We start from the raw sequence: 17,322 nt of genomic DNA on the forward strand, positions 1-17,322 counted from the left end.
GGCCGGCGATTCTAGGCAGGCTGCTGGCAATGCAGCAATGCTCATACAACTTTAGTCGTAGCAGCTAGGCTTGAGGGTCACGACCCCCTATGTTATTCACGCCCGGTCTACCTTCGGCGATCCCGTGGTCAGACCAATACAACAAGAAGGAGCATTGCATGAAACGTCGCGACATACTCGCCGCAGCAGGCGTCGGCCTCGCAGCCACCGCACTGGCGGGCTGCAAAGAAGAGGCGAAAAGCACCGCTGCACCCCAAGAGGGCTCGAGTTCCCAGACCTTCAACTGGAAGATGGTCACCTCCTGGCCGAAGAACTTCCCCGGCGTCGGCGTGGGGGCCGAGCGCTTCGCCAAGCTGGTCGAGGAGATGAGCAACGGCCGCCTGAAGGTCAAGGTCTACGCCGCCGGCGAACTGGTGCCGGCCCTGGAAGTGTTCGATGCAGTCTCCCGCGGCACCGCCGAGATGGGTCACGGTGCGCCCTACTACTGGAAAGGCAAGGTGCCGGCCGCGCAGTTCTTCTGCGCCTCGCCGTTCGGCCCCAACGCCCAGGAAATGAACGCCTGGCTGCACCGCGGCGGCGGTCAGCAGCTGTGGGAAGAGGTGTACAAGCCGTTCGGCGTGCTGCCGATGGCCTGCGGCAACACCGGCGTACAGACCGCCGGCTGGTTCAACAAGGAAATCAACTCGGTCGAAGACTTCAAGGGCCTGAAGATGCGCACCCCGGGCCTGGGCGGCGAAGTGCTGACCAAGATGGGCGGCACCGTGGTCAACATGCCGGCCGGCGAGATCTTCACTGCCATGCAGACCGGCGCCATCGACGCCACCGAGTGGATCGGCCCGTACAACGACCTGGCCCTGGGCCTGCACAAGGCGGCCAAGTACTACTACACCCCGGGCTGGCAGGAGCCGAGCGTACTGTTCGAGCTGGACGTCAACCTCAAGGCCTGGGACACCCTGCCGGCCGACCTCAAGGCCATCGTGCGCGCCGCCGCCCGCGACGTGAACGGCGACATGCTCGACGACTACAACGCCAAGAACATGGAAGCCCTGGAGCAGCTCAAGGCCGACGGCGTGGACGTACGCCGCCTGCCGGACGAGGTGCTGGCCCGCCTGAAGGAGGTCGCCGCCGAGGTGGTCGACGCCAGCGCCGCCGCCGACCCGGCCGCGTCCAAGGTCTGGGAACACCAGAAGGCCTACCTCAAGCGCCTGTACGACTACGCGGAGCTCAACGAGAAGGACATCTACAACATCCGCGGCTAAGCGTTCAGCGCACAGCAAAACGCCGGCTGCTAGCCGGCGTTTTCATTGGTTCGGCCGTTGCGCTCAACCGCGGCGTGGCGGTACCGGGCGGGTACGGCCGCTGCCGTCGATGGCGACGAAGACGAACACCGCCTCGGTGACCTTGCGCCATTCGTTGGACAAGGGGTCGTCGCTCCACACCTCGACCATCATCTGGATCGAGCTGCGCCCCACTTCCAGGGCCTGGGTATAGAACGACAGCTGCGCGCCCACCGCCACCGGCACCAGGAAGGCCATGCGGTCGATGGCCACGGTGGCCACGCGGCCGCCGGCGACCTTGCTGGCCATGGCGGTGCCGGCCAGGTCCATCTGCGACACCAGCCAGCCGCCGTAGATATCGCCGAAACCATTGGTCTCGCGTGGCAGCGCGGTGATCTGCAAGGCCAGGTCGCCTTGGGGGATCGGGTCTTCCTGTTCGTAGTCGTTCATCGGCTCGAGGCTCGCGGCGCGGTTGTTGTTCTGGGCGCGGAACCCGCATGGCACGCGGGCGCTGCGAGTATACCGACTGAGCGGTCGGTGGGCGACCACTCTGGCGGCCGTGCAGACGGCGTGGCGCCTGGGCTGTCGGGCAAATTGCACGGCCGCCGCCGGGCGCATCGGGCAGGATGCCCGCCGCCGTCATTTCCCGGATATCGCAAGCCGCTGATTTTCAAGATTTTTACCCTGGACCAGGAACTGGCACGGGCGGTGCAACGACCCTGGCGGGTGACCGGACTCGTTCCGCTCGCAACTCCAAGACAAGGCCGGAGGTGCGCGAACCCGCGCCATCCGCCTTCATCGCAACGGGAGAAACGCCATGTTGAGCTGGGCACTGACCTTTCTGATCATCGCCATCGTCGCCGCCGTGCTGGGCTTCGGCGGCATCGCCGGCACCGCTGCGGGCATCGCCAAGATTCTGTTCGTGGTGTTCCTGGTGCTGTTCATCATCTCGTTCGTCATGGGCCGTCGCCCCCGTCTGTAAGGAGGTCTGCATGCGCATTCATGCCATCGCCGCCGCCCTGTTGCTGGGCGGCGCCCTGGCGGCCCAGGCCGCCGACCGCGACGCGCACCTGCATCCGGGCGAGTTGCTGAGCAGCGACGCCGGGTACCGCGCCGCCTGGCAGGAGCTGGTGCAGGAGGAGCAGCGCCTGCCCGGCTGGCTGATGAACCTCAGCGGCCTGTCGACGCCGATGCAGGCGGTGGAAAGCGCCAGCGACCGCTTCCTGGTCGGCCAGCTGTGCGAGGCGCACGACTGCTTCAACCAGCGCCTGTACCTCGCCTTCGACTGGGACAAGGACAACGCCTACGCGCTCTACGTGCAGGTGCCCGAGAACCTGCCGGAAGACCGCGCGCCGAGCGAGCACGCCAGCCTGCGCTGGCTGGGCGAGCCGGACGAGGAAGTGCGCCGGCTGCTCGAGGAACAGCTGCGCAAAGACCCCAACTGGTTCTGAGGCACACGACGACGGCCCCTCGCCGGCCGTCGCCGCGTTATCATCCCCCGCCATGACGGCATGCCCTCCCTCATCCGGCGCCTCGCGCCACCTTCTCCCGTAAGGAGATGGCCATCGAGGAAGGCGTCGCGCCGCGACTTTCGAGCTAAGGGGGATCGACATGCTCAACGGCCTGTGGCTGAGCTTTTTCCTGGTGGCGGCGGTGGCGGGCTTCTCGCGCTGGCTGCTCGGTGGCGACCCGGCGGTGTTCGGCGCCATGGTCGAGAGCCTGTTCGCCATGGCCAAGCTGTCGGTGGAGGTGATGGTGCTGCTGTTCGGCACCATGACCCTGTGGCTCGGCCTGTTGCGCATCGCCGAACAAGCCGGCCTGGTCGACGCCCTGGCGCGGCTGCTCGGCCCGCTGTTCGCCCGCCTGATGCCGGAGGTACCGCGCGGCCACCCGGCGCTCGGCCTGATCACCATGAACTTCGCCGCCAACGGCCTGGGCCTGGACAACGCCGCCACGCCGATCGGCCTCAAGGCCATGCGCAGCCTGCAGGAGCTCAACCCCAGCAGCACCACGGCGAGCAACGCGCAGATCCTCTTCCTGGTGCTCAACGCCTCGTCGCTGACCCTGCTGCCGGTGTCGATCTTCATGTACCGGGTGCAGCAGGGCGCGGCCGACCCGACCCTGGTGTTCCTGCCGATCCTGCTCGCCACCAGCGCCTCGACCCTGGTCGGCCTGCTGTCGGTGGCGCTGATGCAGCGCCTGCGCCTGTGGGATCCGGTGGTGCTGGCCTACCTGATTCCCGGGGCGCTGCTGCTGGGCGGCTTCATGGCGCTGCTCGCCAGCCTCAGCGCCACCGCGCTGGCGGCGCTGTCCTCGCTGCTCGGCAACCTGACCCTGTTCGGCGTGATCCTGACCTTCCTGCTGGTCGGCGCGCTGAAGAGGGTGGCGGTCTACGAACAGTTCGTCGAGGGCGCCCGCGAGGGCTTCGACGTGGCCAAGAGCCTGTTGCCCTACCTGGTCGCCATGCTCTGCGCGATCGGCGTGCTGCGCGCCTCCGGCGCCCTGGAATTCGGTCTCGACGGCATTCGCTGGCTGGTCGAGTGGGGCGGCTGGGACACCCGCTTCGTCGACGCCCTGCCCACCGCGCTGGTCAAGCCGTTCTCCGGCAGCGCGGCGCGCGCCATGCTCATCGAAACCATGCAGACCCACGGCGTCGACAGCTTCGCGGCGCTAGCCGCGGCGACCGTCCAGGGCAGCACCGAGACCACCTTCTACGTGCTGGCGGTGTACTTCGGCGCGGTCGGCATCCAGCGCGTGCGCCACGCCGTGGGCTGCGCCCTGCTGGCCGAACTGGCCGGGGTGGTGGCGGCTATCGGCGTGACCTACTGGTTCTTCGGCTGAGGCCGCTCATTCGGCGAAACCGAGCTTGCTGCCAGCCCAGCTCAGCAGCGGGTCCGCGTGCCGGTGGGCGCGCAATGCGGTGAGCTTGGGCGCGATAAAGGCGGCGAAATCTTCGCCCCGTTCGAAGTAGACGCCGGTGAAGATGGCGAACAGCGACTTGTTGCCGACCGTGGCATAGAACAGGTTGCCCACCGGCTCGCCGTCCTCGGTCAGCAGCTTGAGGCTGGCGCGGCTGGCGAGCTCCAGCTCGAATTCCAGCTCCTGCTCGACCAGGCCGCTGTCGCGCAGGCCGAACGAGGCGCCGAAGGTCTCGGCGTAGCTGGTCATCAGCGCATCGCTGGCGCGCGGGTAGAGCGAGACGCCGCTGTAGAGGTAGAACCAGTCGCTGCCGGCGCTCTCGAAGCTGAGGTCGATGCTGCGCGCGGCGTAGCTCACCAGCTTCTCGTAACGCCCCGCGGCGGGCGCCTGGTAGGCGGCGAAATCCGCAGCGCTGAGCAGCAGGCGGCGCTCCTCGGCGAGCGGCGGAGCGCTGTCGAAACAACCGCCTATCGCCAGCATGGCAAGAAAGACCAGCAGCATCCTGAACATGACTATCCTCCCTGAATAAGCCCCGCCAGTTTGCCCCATCCGCCCGCGTCCCGTCAGCCGCGGCCGGCCTGGCTGGACGCGGGCCACACCATTCGTCCCGCTGGCGTGAATCGCCACGGCCGCTGGCGAGTTCCGCCACTGTCAGCCGGCGTCCACCTGCCTAGCCTGGCGCCGGGCTGCAAACAATAACCACAAGGCCCGTTTATCAAGGGGCCACGCCCGTCGCGGCAGGGCCCTTTCGGCAGTTGAACGGGCCAGGGCGGATGCCGCGATCCACCGGGAGACTGCAATGCGCGTTCTGATCACCGGCGCCGCCGGCTTTATCGGCCATCAGCTGCTCGACGAGCTGGCCATCCAGCATCCCGACTGGACGCTGATCGCCGCCGACATCCGCCCGATCGACAGCCGTGGGCTGAAGGCCAACGTCGAGCCGGTGCTGCTGGACATGGGCCGCCCGGCCCAGGTGCGCGCCTGCATAAGCGGCTGGAAGCCGGACGCCATCGTCCACCTGGCCACGGTGATCCGCCCGCCGCGCGACATGAGCGAGGCGCACCTGCACGCCATCGAGGTCGGCGGCACCCAATGCCTGGCGGACAGCGCCGTCGCCAACGGCGTGCGCCAGCTGGTGGTGACCAGCTCCGGCGCCGCCTACGGCTACGCCGCGGACAATGCCGAGTGGATCGACGAAGACCAGCCGCTGCGCGGCCACCCGCATTTCGCCTACGCCAAGCACAAGCTGGAGATCGAGCAACTGTTGGCGCGCTGCCGCGAGGAACATCCCCAGTTGCGCCAACTGGTGCTGCGCCCCGGCACCATCCTCGGCAAGCGCCTGAACAACCCGATCAGCGACCTGTTCAAGAAACGCGCGGTGGTCGGCGTGCGCGGTCACGCCAGCCGCTTCGTGTTCATCTGGGAGCAGGACGTGGTCGGCATCATCCGCCAGGGCCTGGAGGAGGCTAGCGAGGGCATCTACAACCTGGCCGGCGACGGCGCGCTGAGCCTCAAGGAAATCGCCGCGATCCTCGGCAAGCCCTACCGGCCGCTGCCGGCGGCGCTGCTCGGCGGCGCGCTGCGCCTGCTCAAGCCGCTGGGGTTGAGCCAGTACGGCCCGGAGCAACTGGATTTTCTGCGCTACCGACCGGTGCTGGCCAACCAGCGGCTGAAGCAGGAATTCGGCTACCAGCCGCGCTATTCCAGCCGCGAAGCCTTCCTCGCCTTCCTCGCCGCCCAGGGCATCAGCTACCGCTCAGACGAAAACCGACCTTGAGCTCGACCTGGTAGTGCGCCACCTTGCCGTCGAGGATATGCCCGCGGGTGTCGATGACTTCGAACCAGTCCATATTGCGCACGGTCTTGGCGCATTCGGCCAGGGCGTTCTGGATGGCGTCCTCGATGCTGATCTTGGAGGTGCCGACGATTTCGATCTTCTTGTAGGTGCGATGGTCGGACATGCTGTGCGCTCCGCAGTGGGCCTGCAGCAAGCCTAGACCAGCGCTGCGGGGGTTGCGCGCGCGCCGTGCTAGGCCTGCAGCTCACGCGCCAACCAGGCGGCCAGACGCTCGGCGCGCGGATCGCGGACGCGTCCCGGCACCCACAGCGCCAGGCGCGCCTCGGTGGCGACGAAGCCCCAGGGTGCGACCAGGCGACCGGCGGCCAAATCGTCGGCCACCAGCGGCTGCGGCGCGATGGCCACGCCGAGACCGGCGGCAGCCGCCTCCAGCAGGTAGTAGAGGTGCTCGAACCCCTGGCCCTGCTGCAGCCGCGCCGGCTCCAGGCCCTGCGCCGCGGCCCACTGCGGCCAGGCCTGCGGACGCGAAGCGGTGTGCAGCAGCGGCTCGTCGAGCAGCGCCGCGGCAGGCGCCCCCTGCAGGCGCGCATAGCCGGCAAAGCGCGGGCTCAGCACCGGCCCGATCCGTTCGATATCGAGCTCGTGTACCTGCATGTCCGTCGGCCAGGGCGGCGCGGCGAAGCACAGGGTAGCGTCCACTCCGGGGCGGCGCGGGTCCAACTCGCCCTCGCTGGCCGAGAGCTGCAGGCGCAGCTCCGGCAGCTCGCGGTTGAGGCGATCCAGGCGCGGGATAAACCAGCGCGCCAGCAGGCTGCCGGGGCAACCGAGCACGAAGGGCGCGCCGTCCTGACGCTGGCGCAGCTCGGCACAGACGCCGCGCAGGCGCTCGAAGGCATCGCTTGCAGCATCGCGCAGGCGCATGCCGGCATCGGTGAGTTTCACGCCACGGCCGTCCTTGTCGAACAGGCTGACGCCGAGCTGTTCTTCCAGCGCACGAATCTGCCGGCTCACCGCGCCATGGGTGACATGCAGCTCCTCGCCGGCGCGGCTGACGCTTTGCAGGCGGGCGGCGGCCTCGAAGGCGCGCAGGGCATTCAGCGGGGGCAGTTCGCGATTCATTGATTTGTGATTTTTCCTGACATTTCAGGGCAATCTAATCGCTTTTCAGCCTGCTCGCCAGGGGTAGAATGGCGCCATTGCCAAACCTCCTGCCCGCTCGTGGGCAGAGGCCCCAGACAGGAGCTCGACCATGACCTCATTTCGCACCGGCCCCGACGCGCGCGGCCTGTTCGGCCGCTTCGGCGGCCAGTTCGTCGCCGAAACCCTGATGCCGCTGATCAACTCGCTGGCCGCCGAATACGAGAAGGCCAAGAACGATCCGGCCTTCCTCGACGAGCTGGCCTACTTCCAGCGCGACTACATCGGCCGGGCCAGCCCGCTGTACCATGCCGAGCGCCTCTCCGAGCACTTCGGCGGGGCGAAGATCTACCTCAAGCGCGAAGACCTCAACCACACCGGCGCGCACAAGATCAACAACTGCATCGGCCAGATCCTGCTGGCCAAGCGCATGGGCAAGCAGCGCATCATCGCCGAGACCGGCGCCGGCATGCACGGCGTGGCCACCGCCACCGTGGCCGCACGCTTCGGCATGCAGTGCGTGGTCTACATGGGCACCACCGACATCGACCGCCAGCAGGCCAACGTCTTCCGCATGAAGCTCTTGGGCGCCGAGGTGATCCCGGTCACCGCCGGCACCGGCACCCTCAAGGACGCCATGAACGAGGCCCTGCGCGACTGGGTGACCAACGTCCACAACACTTTCTACCTGATCGGCACTGCCGCCGGCCCGCACCCGTACCCGGCCATGGTGCGCGACTTCCAGTCGGTGATCGGCAACGAAGTGCGTGAGCAGATCCTGGCGAAGGAAGGCCGCCTGCCCGACTCGCTGGTGGCCTGCATCGGCGGCGGCTCCAACGCCATCGGCCTGTTCCACCCCTTCCTCGACGACAGCGGCGTGCAGATCGTCGGCGTCGAGGCGGCCGGCCACGGCATCGACACCGGCAAGCATGCGGCGAGCATGGCCGGTGGCGCGCCGGGCGTGCTGCACGGCAACCGCACCTTCCTGCTGCAGGACGATGACGGCCAGATCACCGATGCCCACTCGATTTCCGCCGGCCTCGACTACCCCGGCGTCGGCCCGGAACACGCCTGGTTGCACGAGATCAAGCGCGTCGAATACGTGCCGATCAGCGACGACGAAGCCCTCGCGGCCTTCCACCACTGCTGCCGCCTGGAAGGCATCATCCCGGCCCTGGAAAGCGCCCACGCGCTGGCCGAAGCCTTCAAGCGCGCGCCGAAACTGCCCAAGGATCACCTGATGGTGATCAACCTGTCCGGTCGTGGCGACAAGGACATGCAGACCGTGATGCACCACATGCAGGACAACCAGGAGAAGCACGCATGAGCCGCCTGCACAACCGTTTCGCCGAACTGAAAGCGGAAAACCGCGCCGCGCTGGTGACCTTCATCACCGCCGGTGACCCCGACTACGCCACCTCGCTGAGCATCCTCAAGGGCCTGCCGGACGCCGGCGCCGACGTGATCGAGCTGGGCATGCCGTTCACCGACCCGATGGCCGATGGCCCGGCCATCCAGCTCGCCAATATCCGCGCGTTGGGGGCCAAGCAGACGCTGGCCAAGACCCTGCAGATGGTTCGCGAATTCCGCGAAGGCAACCAGAGCACGCCACTGGTGCTGATGGGCTACTACAACCCGATCTTCGTTTACGGCGTCGAGCGCTTCATCGCCGATGCCAAGGCCGCCGGCGTCGATGGCCTGATCGTGGTCGACCTGCCGCCGGAGCACAACGACGAGCTGTGCGAGCCGGCGCAGAGCGCAGGCATCGACTTCATCCGCCTGACAACCCCGACCACCGACGACGACCGCCTGCCCACCGTGCTGGCCGGCAGCTCCGGCTTCGTCTACTACGTGTCGGTGGCCGGTGTCACCGGCGCCGGCGCGGCGACCCTGGATCACGTCGAGCAAGCCGTGGCGCGCCTGCGTCGCCACACCGACCTGCCCCTGTGCATCGGCTTCGGCATCCGCACCCCGGAGCATGCCGCCGAAGTGGCGCGCCGCGCCGAAGGCGTGGTGGTGGGCTCGGCGCTGGTCGACCAGATCGCCAAGGCCGAAACCGCGCAGCAGGCCATCGATGGCGTGCTCGGCCTGTGCGCCCAGTTGGCCGAGGGCGTGCGCGTAGCACGCGGCTGACCGTCAAGCGCCGGGGGCGATCCCCGGCGCCACTCAGAGGTCGTGACCGTGCCCCCAGGCCTGGTTCTGCGCGCGCCGGTCGACGCCGCTGCGCCGATCCTCCTCGAAGCGAATGGTCACTCGACGATCCACGCCGCTGCGGCGCTCGCGCTTCTTGCGCGTATCGATCTTCGACGCCTGCGCTTGCACCGCAGGCGCCTGCGCTTGCGGCGCGGCGTCCTCCTCCAGCGGTACCAAAGCCAGATCCTCAAGCGACAGACTGGAAAACTGTGTTTTATCCATGATCTGCTCTCCCGTTACTGCGGTCCGCCGGGCGCAGGCCCATTGCGACTAGAGTTAGGCTAGTAGAAGTGGCCGCCAGGCGACAGCACCCCTGGTCCGACGCCTTTGCACCTGGAGCGCCTATGCACAGATCCCTGCTGATCACCGGTGCCAGCCGCGGCATCGGCCGCGCCACCGCCCTGCTGGCCGCCGCCCGCGGCTGGCGCGTCGGGGTCAACTACCACAGCGACCGCGCCGCCGCCGACGCGCTGGTGGCGCAGATCACCGCCAGCGGCGGCGAGGCCGTCGCGCTGCAGGCCGACGTGGCCGAGGAAGCACAGGTGCTGCGCCTGTTCGAGGCCATGGACCAGCTCGGCCCGCTGCACGGCCTGGTGGTCAACGCCGGCATAGTCGCACCGCCCATGCCGCTGCTGCAGATGAGCGGCGAACGCCTGCGGCGCATGTTCGAGGTCAACGTGCTGGGCAGCTACCTGACCGCCCGCGAGGGCGCCCGGCGCATGGCGCGCAGCCGCGGTGGCGAGGGTGGCTCGATGGTGCTGGTGTCGTCGGTGGCAGCCAGCCTCGGCGCGCCCTTCGAGTACGTCGACTACGCCGGCGCCAAGGGCGCGCTGGACGTGCTGACCCGTGGCCTGGCCAAGGAGCTGGGCGGCGAGGGCGTGCGGGTCAATGCCGTGCGACCGGGACTGATCGACACCGAGATCCACGCCAGCGGCGGCCAGCCGGACCGCGCCGAGCGCCTCGGCAAGAGCACCCCGCTGGGCCGCGCCGGGCGGGCCGAGGAAGTGGCCGAGGCGATCCTCTGGCTGCTCGACGACAAGGCCAGCTACACCACCGGCGCGCTGGTCGATATCGCCGGCGGGCGGTAGGGCCCAAGGTCGCGGCTGAAGCCCCTCCCACAGCCTACTGCGGGTGCCGGGCTCAGTCCCAGCGAGGCGCGAACCCCGGGTTGGCCACCCGCTCGCCGCGCTCCAGGCCGGCGATGGCGGCCATGTCCTCGGCGCTCAGACGCAGCTTGGCCGCAGCCAGGTTGGCGGCCAGATTCTCGCGCCTGGTCGAGGAGGGGATCACCGCATGGCCCTGCTGCAGCGACCAGGCCAGCGCCACCTGCGCCGGGCTGGCGCCATGGGCGGCGGCGATGCGCTGGATCACCGGCTCGGCCAGCACCTTGCCGTAGGCCAGCGGCATATAGGCGGTCAGGTGAATGCCTTGCTGGCGGGTGAAGTCGACCAGCCTGCGATTCTGCAGCAGTGGGTGAATCTCCACCTGGTGGGTGGCGATCTCGTCCGCCCCCACCGCATCGATGGCCTGGCGCAGATGGGCGATGGTGAAGTTGGACACGCCGATGGCCGCGGTCAGTCCCAGGCGCTTGGCCTGCAGCAGTTCGCCCAGGTACTGCGTCACGGGGATCTCGTCGCCCGGCGACGGCCAGTGGATCAGCGCCAGGTCGACCCGCTCCAGCCCCAGGCGCCGCAGGCTCTCCCGCAGGCTGGCGATCACCCGGCCGCTGCCGAGGTTCTCGGTCCAGATCTTGGTGGTGACGAACAGCTCGTCGCGCGCCACGCCGCTGGCGGCGATGGCCTGGCCGACCTCGGCTTCGTTGCCATAAATCTGCGCCGTGTCGATATGCCGATAGCCCAGTTCCAGCCCCGTGCGTACCGAATCGATGGCGACCTGCTCCTTGAGACGGAAGGTGCCGAGGCCGAAGGCAGGGATGAATTTCATGCGCAATCTCCTTGATTGACGGAATCAGTGACCGACCACCAGGCCGGAGCGGGCAGTGCCCGCCTCACGCAGCGCCGGGTTGCGGCGGTCCAGACGACCGCTCCAGGCGGTCAGCGCCAGCGCGCCGAGCACCACCAGCGCACCGATCCAGGCGGTGTGGATCAGGCCGAGCTGGGCGACGATATGCCCGCCGAGCCAGGCGCCGCCGGCGATGCCCAGGTTGAAGGCGGCGATATTCAGGCCCGAGGCCACATCCACCGCCTGCGGGCTGAAATGTTCGGCCTGCCGCACCACATAAAGTTGCAGTCCCGGCACGTTGCCGAAGGCCACGGCGCCCCACAGCAACACGGTGCCCAGGGCCAGCCAGGGATTGCCGGCGGTGAGGCCGAGCAGCAGCAGAACACCGGCGAGCAGGGCAAAGATCAGCTTCAGCGCCGCAATCGGCCCGCGCTGGTCGGCCAGCTTGCCACCCCAGACGTTGCCCACGGCAACCGACACGCCATAGACCAGCAGCACCAGACTCACCGCACCGGCACTGAAGCCGCTGAGCTCCTGCAGGATCGGCGCGAGAAAGGTAAAGGCGGTGAAGGTGCCGCCGTAGCCGAGGGCGGTCATGGCGTACACCAGCAGCAGGCGCGGCTGCTTGAGCACGGCCAGTTGGGTCAGCAGCGAGGCAGGCGGGGTATGAGCGATACCGCGAGGGATGTACAGCAGGCTGCCGACGAAGGCGATCACGCCGAGGGCGGACACCGCCAGGAAGGTCTCGCGCCAACCGAAATGCTGACCGATAAAGGTACCCAGCGGCACGCCGGTGACCAGCGCCACGGTCAGCCCGGTGAACATGGTGGCAATGGCACTGGCGGCCTTTTCCTTGGACACCAGGCTGGTGGCGATGGTCGAGCCGATGGAAAAGAACACGCCGTGGGCCAGGCCGGTGACGATGCGCGCGACGATCAGCGACTCGTAGCCCGGCGCCTGCCAGGCCAGCAGGTTGCCGGCGCTGAACAGCAGCATCAGGCCGAGCAGCAGAGCCTTGCGCGGCAGCTTGCCGGTCAGCGCGGTAAGCAGCGGCGCGCCGACCGCCACGCCGAGAGCGTAGAGGCTGACCAGCAGGCCGGCGGAGGGCAGATCGACACCCAGATCGGTGGCGACGGTGGGTAACAGGCCGACGATGACGAACTCGGTCGTGCCGATGGCGAAGGCGCTGAGGGCCAGCGCGAGCAGGGCAATGGGCATGGAATGGCTCCGCAATGAGGTTGATGGCGCGCAGTATCCGAGCCAGACTCATGCGGAAAAAGCCGATAACCCAGCAAAGACCTTTGCCTGAAGATCAACAATGAAAACCAGCCTGGAAGAAATGCTCGCCTTCGTCCGCGTGGTCGACAGCGGCTCGATCAGCGCCGCCGCCGCGCAGCTGGAACAGACCGCCTCCGGGGTGAGCCGCGCGCTGAGCCGGCTGGAGGAAAAGCTCGCCGTCACCCTGCTGCGCCGTACCACCCGCCGCCTGGAGCTGACCGAGGAGGGCGAGCTGTTCCTCGCCCAGGCGCGGCGCATCCTCGCCAGCGTCGAAGACGCCGAGGAGCAGATGGCGCTGCGCCGCCAGGCGCCGGCCGGACGGCTGCGGGTCAACACCGCCTCGCCCTTTATGCTGCACGTGATAGTCCCGCTGATCGGCGAGTTTCGCGCGCGTTACCCGCAGATCGAGCTGGAACTGCACAGCGACGACCGCATCATCGACCTGCTGGAGCGACGCACCGACCTGGCCATCCGCATCGGTGCGCTGCCCGACTCCAGCCTGCACGCCCGGCCGCTGTGCCACAGCTGGCGACGGGTGCTGGCCAGCCCCGGGTATCTCGCGCGCCACGGCACACCGGACAGCGTCGAGGCGCTGAGCGGGCACAGCCTGATCGGCTTCACCGAGCCGGACGGGCTCAACGACTGGCCACTGCGTCACGCCCAGGGCGAGCGCTGGCGCATCACCCCGAGCATCCGCGCCTCCAGCGGCGACACGCTGCGCGAACTGGCGCTGGCCGGCGAGGGCCTGGTGTGCCTGTCGGATTTCATGACCGACGCCGATCGGGCCAGGGGCGATCTGGTCGAGGTGCTGGCCGAGCAGCGGGTCGAGGTGCGCCAGCCGATCAATGCGGTGTACTACCGCAACACCGCGCTGGCCTCGCGCATCACCTGCTTCCTGGATTTCCTCAGCGAGCGGCTGGGCAGCCACGGCTAGCTGCCGCCGGTGATGAATGGCCGGGGTGCGCGGCGCAACCTACCCGGCGCGCGGCGTCAGCTGCAGGTAAGGGACGCCGGATCGACCTATCCAGAGGTCAACGAAAAAGGGCGACTCATCGAGTCGCCCTTCCTTCACTGCCCGGCCTGCAGGTTCCACTCCGCCAGCTTCTGCCGCTTGTAGCTCAGCGCCGCGGCCGGCACCGGGGTGACCTTGCCGGTTTCCATCCAGCGCTTGAGGCGGTTGGCGTCGGCCATATGGGTGTACTTGCCGAAGGCGCCGAGCACGACGAAGGCCACCGGGCGATGGTTGATCGAGGTGAGCATCACCAGGCAGCGGCCGGCGGCGTTGGTGAAGCCGGTCTTGCTCAGGTCGATGTCCCAGTCGGCCTTGCGCACCAGCGCGTTGGTGTTGCGAAAGCCCAGGCTGTAGGCGGGCTTGCGGAAGCTCACGGTGGCCTCGGAGTCGGTGCTGAACTGGCCGATCAGCGGGTACTGCTGCGCCGCCTTGAGCATCAGCGCCAGGTCGCGGGCGGTGGCGACGTTGTGCTCGGACATGCCGGTGGGTTCGACGAAGCGGCTGCTGTGCATGCCCAGCGCCTTGGCCTTGGCGTTCATCGCCGCGACGAAGGCCGCGTGGCCGCCCGGATAGTGGTGGGCGAGGCTGGCGGCGGCGCGGTTTTCCGAGGACATCAGGGCCAGGTGCAGCATGTCGCGGCGGCTGACCTCGCTGCCGATGCGCACCCGCGAGTAGACGCCCTGCATTTCCTTGGTGTCGCGGATGGTGATGGGCAGCACCTGATCCAGCGGCAGCTTGGCGTCGAGCACCACCATGGCGGTCATCAGCTTGGTCACCGAAGCCACCGGCAGACGCAGGTCGGGGTTGCTGGCATAGAGTTCCTGGCCGGTCTTCAGGTCGACCAGCAGCGCGCTGCCGGCGGCCAGTTCCTGCTGGGGCTTGGCCGGGGCGGCCTCAAGGTTCGAAACTGCAAGGCCGCCGCACAGCAGCAGGGCCAAAATCGAATGACGGAGTTTCACGGTTCACTTCACCGGTTGAGTAGAGGGGCCTGAGAGCCTGTTCAAAGTCTCGCGAGCTAGAGCAATGCAAGGCAAGAACAGGCGAGGAAGCGGAGTGTACTTTTGTACATGAGCATTCCGAGCCTGTTTTTAACGCAGCAGTGCCGACGCGCAGCAGACTTTCAACAGGTTCTGAGGGCGAACCCTCGGGCGGCGCCCAGTATAGGGACTCGCCGCACGCTCTTGCAGTATGGCTCGCTCAGAGGCTTTGTGCCGGCAACTCCAGCTCGGCCTGCAGCCAGTCGACGAAACGCGCGGTCAGGCGCTGACGGCGTTTGCGCTCGGGCAGCACCAGGTAGTAGCCCAGCGCCGACTGCGCCTCGGCCTCGCCCAGGCGACAGAGCAGGCCCTGGGTCAGCAGCTCGTCGACCAGGTGGCGCCAGCCGATGGCCACGCCCTGGCCGGCGATGGCCGCCTGGATCAGCAATGTGTAGTTGTCGAAGCGCAGCGCCCCGGGGGTCGGCACGGCGGCTATGCCCAGGGCGCGGAACAGGCCGTCCCAGTCGAACCAGCGCGAGCGGTGCTCGGGGCGCAGGTGCAGCAGCGGCAACTCGGCCAGCACCGACGCCGGCAGCGGCGGCTGGCGCGCGCCGAGCAGGCGCGGGCTGCACACCGGGAACACCTCCTCGCGAAACAGCAGGTGCGCCTCACCGTGCTTGAAGCGGCCGTCGCCGAAGCGGATGGCCACGTCGATATCGCTGGGCACGCTGGCCGGGTCGCGCTCGCTGGTGATCAGGCTGACGTCCACCTCCGGGTACAGGCGGTTGAAGCGCTGCAGCCGCGGCATCAGCCAGTAAGCGGCGAAGGCGAAGTCGGTGGCCACCTGCAGCACCTCGTGCTGCTGCCGCGCGGTGACCGCGGCCAGCCCGGCGTCGAGGCTGGCCAGCCCCTCCTGGACGTGGCCGAGCAGCAGCTCGCCGGCCTCGGTGAGGACGATGCCGCGGTAGACCCGGTCGAACAGCCGCGTAGCCAGTTGCTGCTCGAGACGCTTGATCTGCTGGCTGATGGCCGGCTGACTGCTGCCCAGCTCGCTGGCGGCGGCGGTGAAACTGAGCTGGCGCGCCGCCGACTCGAACACCCGCAGCGCCTCCAGGGCCACGCCGTCGAGTGCTTTATGCATAAGCTGAAGTTATCCGAGTCATGTCTTTGAGGCGGGTTTACCCCGTCGCCGTTCTAGCGGAATCATGAAGCCCGCACTGTCGCATAAACCCACAGTATGGAATAGCCGCCGCCATGAGCCGCCCCAATATCCTCTTCATCATGGCCGACCAGATGGCCGCGCCGATCCTGCCGCTGCACGATGCCGCCTCGCCGGTGCAGATGCCCCACCTGATGAAGCTGGCCGAACGCGCCGTGGTGTTCGACTCGGCCTACTGCAACAGCCCGCTGTGCGCGCCGTCGCGCTTCAGCCTGGTCAGCGGCCGGCTGCCGTCGCAGATCGGCGCCTACGACAACGCCGCCGACTTTCCCGCCGACGTGCCGACCTACGCCCACTACCTGCGCCGCCTCGGCTACCGCACCGCGCTGTCGGGCAAGATGCACTTCTGCGGCCCCGACCAGCTGCACGGCTACGAGGAACGCCTGACCAGCGATATCTACCCGGCCGACTACGGCTGGGCGGTGAACTGGGACGAGCCGGAGGTGCGCGCCAGCTGGTACCACAACATGTCCTCGGTGCTGCAGGCCGGCCCCTGCGTGCGCAGCAACCAGCTGGATTTCGACGAGGAGGTGGTGTTCAAGGCCCGCCAGTACCTCTACGACCACGTGCGTCTGACGCCGGAGCAGCCGTTCTGCCTGACCGTGTCGATGACCCACCCGCACGACCCCTATACCATCCCGCGTGAATACTGGGAGCGCTACGAAGGCGTGGACATTCCCCTGCCGCGCCAGCACCTCGAGCAGAGCGAGCAGGACCCGCACTCGCAGCGCCTGCTCAAGGTCATCGACCTGTGGGACCAGCCGCTGCCGGCGGACAAGATCCGCGACGCCCGCCGCGCCTACTTCGGCGCCTGCAGCTATATCGACGACAACATCGGCAAGCTGCTGAAGACCCTGGAAGAATGCGGCCTGGCCGAGGACACCATCGTGGTGTTCTCCGGCGACCACGGCGACATGCTCGGCGAGCGCGGCCTCTGGTACAAGATGCACTGGTTCGAGATGGCCGCCCGCGTGCCGCTGCTGGTGCATGCGCCGCAACGCTTCGCCGCGCGCCGGATCAGCCAGTCGGTTTCCACCCTCGACCTGCTGCCGACCCTGGTGGAACTGGCCGGCGGCCGGGTCGAGGAGGGCCTGGCGCTGGAGGGCCGTTCGCTGCTGGCGCATCTGGAAGGTCGCCAGGGCCATGATGAAGTCATCGGCGAATACATGGCCGAAGGCACCACCAGCCCGCTGATGATGATCCGCCGCGGGCCGTGGAAATTCGTCTACTCGGAGCAGGATCCGCTGCTGCTGTTCGACCTGGCCCGCGATCCGCAGGAACGCGAAAACCTGGCCGGCTCGACGGATCACCAGGGCGTGCTGGCCGAGTTTCTCGCCGAGGCGCGGGCGCGCTGGGATATCCCGGCGATCCACGCCGCCACCCTGGCCAGCCAGCGCCGCCGGCGCCTGGTGGCCGAGGCGCTGAGCCAGGGCAAGCTGACCAGCTGGGACCACCAGCCCTGGGTCGACGCCAGCCAGCAGTACATGCGCAACCATATCGATCTCGACGACCTCGAGCGCCGCGCCCGTTATCCCCAGGTTTGAAGCACT

The 17,322-nt window shown here is 68.2% G+C and carries 19 protein-coding genes; 10 read left to right on the forward strand and 9 right to left on the reverse strand.

The annotated features are described in order from the left end of the window. The first annotated feature begins 158 nt into the window (after nucleotides 1-158). On the forward strand, nucleotides 159-1,259 hold the full coding sequence (locus ACIGFL_RS18350; protein WP_397498087.1) for a TRAP transporter substrate-binding protein: 1,101 nt from the start codon (nucleotides 159-161) through the stop codon (nucleotides 1,257-1,259). Between the two features lie 63 nt (nucleotides 1,260-1,322). Here the strand turns inward: ACIGFL_RS18350 and ACIGFL_RS18355 are convergent, their stop codons facing one another. Continuing rightward, entirely contained in the window at nucleotides 1,323-1,727 is a 405-nt protein-coding gene (locus tag ACIGFL_RS18355) for an acyl-CoA thioesterase (protein WP_021442733.1), read from the reverse strand. A 367-nt stretch (nucleotides 1,728-2,094) separates the two neighbouring features. Here ACIGFL_RS18355 and ACIGFL_RS18360 point away from each other — a divergent pair, with 367 nt between their 5' ends. The 3 genes from ACIGFL_RS18360 to ACIGFL_RS18370 all read left to right on the forward strand — a co-directional run bounded on the left by ACIGFL_RS18360 (nucleotide 2,095) and on the right by ACIGFL_RS18370 (nucleotide 4,118). After that, nucleotides 2,095-2,259, forward strand: a complete 165-nt coding sequence (locus ACIGFL_RS18360) for a DUF1328 domain-containing protein (RefSeq protein WP_021442734.1) — start codon at nucleotides 2,095-2,097, stop codon at nucleotides 2,257-2,259. 10 nt (nucleotides 2,260-2,269) lie between these two features. Next, nucleotides 2,270-2,728, forward strand: coding sequence for an inhibitor of vertebrate lysozyme family protein (locus ACIGFL_RS18365; RefSeq protein ID WP_397498088.1), 459 nt, complete (start codon nucleotides 2,270-2,272; stop codon nucleotides 2,726-2,728). Between the two features lie 160 nt (nucleotides 2,729-2,888). Then, complete coding sequence (locus tag ACIGFL_RS18370) at nucleotides 2,889-4,118, forward strand: nucleoside recognition domain-containing protein (protein ID WP_397498089.1); 1,230 nt, start codon at nucleotides 2,889-2,891, stop codon at nucleotides 4,116-4,118. Nucleotides 4,119-4,124: 6 nt separating this feature from the next. Here ACIGFL_RS18370 and ACIGFL_RS18375 read toward each other — a convergent pair whose 3' ends face one another. Continuing rightward, entirely contained in the window at nucleotides 4,125-4,706 is a 582-nt protein-coding gene (locus ACIGFL_RS18375) for a hypothetical protein (RefSeq protein WP_397498090.1), read from the reverse strand. A gap of 289 nt (nucleotides 4,707-4,995) precedes the next feature. Here ACIGFL_RS18375 and ACIGFL_RS18380 point away from each other — a divergent pair, with 289 nt between their 5' ends. Next, the gene (locus ACIGFL_RS18380) at nucleotides 4,996-5,973 is read left to right on the forward strand and encodes an NAD-dependent epimerase/dehydratase family protein (protein ID WP_397498091.1); all 978 of its coding nucleotides are present in this window, start codon (nucleotides 4,996-4,998) and stop codon (nucleotides 5,971-5,973) included. Here the strand turns inward: ACIGFL_RS18380 and ACIGFL_RS18385 are convergent. Both ACIGFL_RS18385 and ACIGFL_RS18390 read right to left on the reverse strand, forming a co-directional pair. Next, nucleotides 5,942-6,157 carry a dodecin gene (locus tag ACIGFL_RS18385; protein ID WP_021442739.1) on the reverse strand — a complete coding sequence of 72 codons (216 nt, stop codon included), beginning with the start codon at nucleotides 6,155-6,157 and terminating at the stop codon, nucleotides 5,942-5,944. The two genes, ACIGFL_RS18380 and ACIGFL_RS18385, sit on opposite strands and share 32 nt — an antisense overlap. A gap of 68 nt (nucleotides 6,158-6,225) precedes the next feature. Further along, nucleotides 6,226-7,113 (reverse strand): LysR family transcriptional regulator, encoded by an 888-nt coding sequence (locus ACIGFL_RS18390; protein ID WP_397498092.1) that lies wholly within the window; start codon nucleotides 7,111-7,113, stop codon nucleotides 6,226-6,228. Nucleotides 7,114-7,243: 130 nt separating this feature from the next. On the opposite strand from ACIGFL_RS18390, the gene trpB reads away from it, so the two are divergent. After that, the gene (gene trpB / locus ACIGFL_RS18395) at nucleotides 7,244-8,458 is read left to right on the forward strand and encodes a tryptophan synthase subunit beta (protein WP_397498093.1); all 1,215 of its coding nucleotides are present in this window, start codon (nucleotides 7,244-7,246) and stop codon (nucleotides 8,456-8,458) included. After that, entirely contained in the window at nucleotides 8,455-9,264 is an 810-nt protein-coding gene (gene trpA / locus ACIGFL_RS18400; RefSeq protein ID WP_397498094.1) for a tryptophan synthase subunit alpha, read from the forward strand. Before trpB ends, trpA begins: the two co-directional genes overlap by 4 nt. Nucleotides 9,265-9,297: 33 nt before the next feature. On the opposite strand, the gene ACIGFL_RS18405 is transcribed toward trpA, so the two are convergent. Next, nucleotides 9,298-9,546, reverse strand: coding sequence for a hypothetical protein (locus tag ACIGFL_RS18405; protein WP_021444663.1), 249 nt, complete (start codon nucleotides 9,544-9,546; stop codon nucleotides 9,298-9,300). A 122-nt stretch (nucleotides 9,547-9,668) separates the two neighbouring features. Between ACIGFL_RS18405 and ACIGFL_RS18410 the strand changes: the two genes are divergently transcribed. Then, nucleotides 9,669-10,412: an SDR family oxidoreductase gene (locus ACIGFL_RS18410; RefSeq protein WP_397498095.1), complete on the forward strand. Its 744-nt coding sequence runs from the start codon at nucleotides 9,669-9,671 to the stop codon at nucleotides 10,410-10,412. A 52-nt stretch (nucleotides 10,413-10,464) separates the two neighbouring features. Here ACIGFL_RS18410 and dkgB read toward each other — a convergent pair whose 3' ends face one another. Beyond that, the gene (gene dkgB / locus ACIGFL_RS18415; RefSeq protein ID WP_397498096.1) at nucleotides 10,465-11,268 is read right to left on the reverse strand and encodes a 2,5-didehydrogluconate reductase DkgB; all 804 of its coding nucleotides are present in this window, start codon (nucleotides 11,266-11,268) and stop codon (nucleotides 10,465-10,467) included. 24 nt (nucleotides 11,269-11,292) lie between these two features. Further along, on the reverse strand, nucleotides 11,293-12,504 hold the full coding sequence (locus ACIGFL_RS18420) for an MFS transporter (RefSeq protein ID WP_397498097.1): 1,212 nt from the start codon (nucleotides 12,502-12,504) through the stop codon (nucleotides 11,293-11,295). Nucleotides 12,505-12,604: 100 nt separating this feature from the next. Between ACIGFL_RS18420 and ACIGFL_RS18425 the strand changes: the two genes are divergently transcribed. After that, a complete protein-coding gene (locus ACIGFL_RS18425; protein WP_021446180.1) occupies nucleotides 12,605-13,498 on the forward strand; it encodes a LysR substrate-binding domain-containing protein in 894 nt (297 codons plus the stop codon). Nucleotides 13,499-13,632: 134 nt separating this feature from the next. Here ACIGFL_RS18425 and pbpG read toward each other — a convergent pair whose 3' ends face one another. Both pbpG and ACIGFL_RS18435 read right to left on the reverse strand, forming a co-directional pair. Next, the gene (pbpG, locus tag ACIGFL_RS18430) at nucleotides 13,633-14,535 is read right to left on the reverse strand and encodes a D-alanyl-D-alanine endopeptidase (protein ID WP_031304122.1); all 903 of its coding nucleotides are present in this window, start codon (nucleotides 14,533-14,535) and stop codon (nucleotides 13,633-13,635) included. Between the two features lie 238 nt (nucleotides 14,536-14,773). Continuing rightward, the gene (locus ACIGFL_RS18435; protein WP_397498098.1) at nucleotides 14,774-15,694 is read right to left on the reverse strand and encodes a choline sulfate utilization transcriptional regulator; all 921 of its coding nucleotides are present in this window, start codon (nucleotides 15,692-15,694) and stop codon (nucleotides 14,774-14,776) included. Between the two features lie 113 nt (nucleotides 15,695-15,807). On the opposite strand from ACIGFL_RS18435, the gene betC reads away from it, so the two are divergent. After that, entirely contained in the window at nucleotides 15,808-17,316 is a 1,509-nt protein-coding gene (gene betC, locus ACIGFL_RS18440; RefSeq protein ID WP_397498099.1) for a choline-sulfatase, read from the forward strand. The last annotated feature ends 6 nt before the right edge of the window (nucleotides 17,317-17,322 follow it).

Origin of the sequence: Pseudomonas sp. NPDC077649, assembly GCF_044542855.1 — a bacterium.
GTDB lineage: Bacteria > Pseudomonadota > Gammaproteobacteria > Pseudomonadales > Pseudomonadaceae > Aquipseudomonas.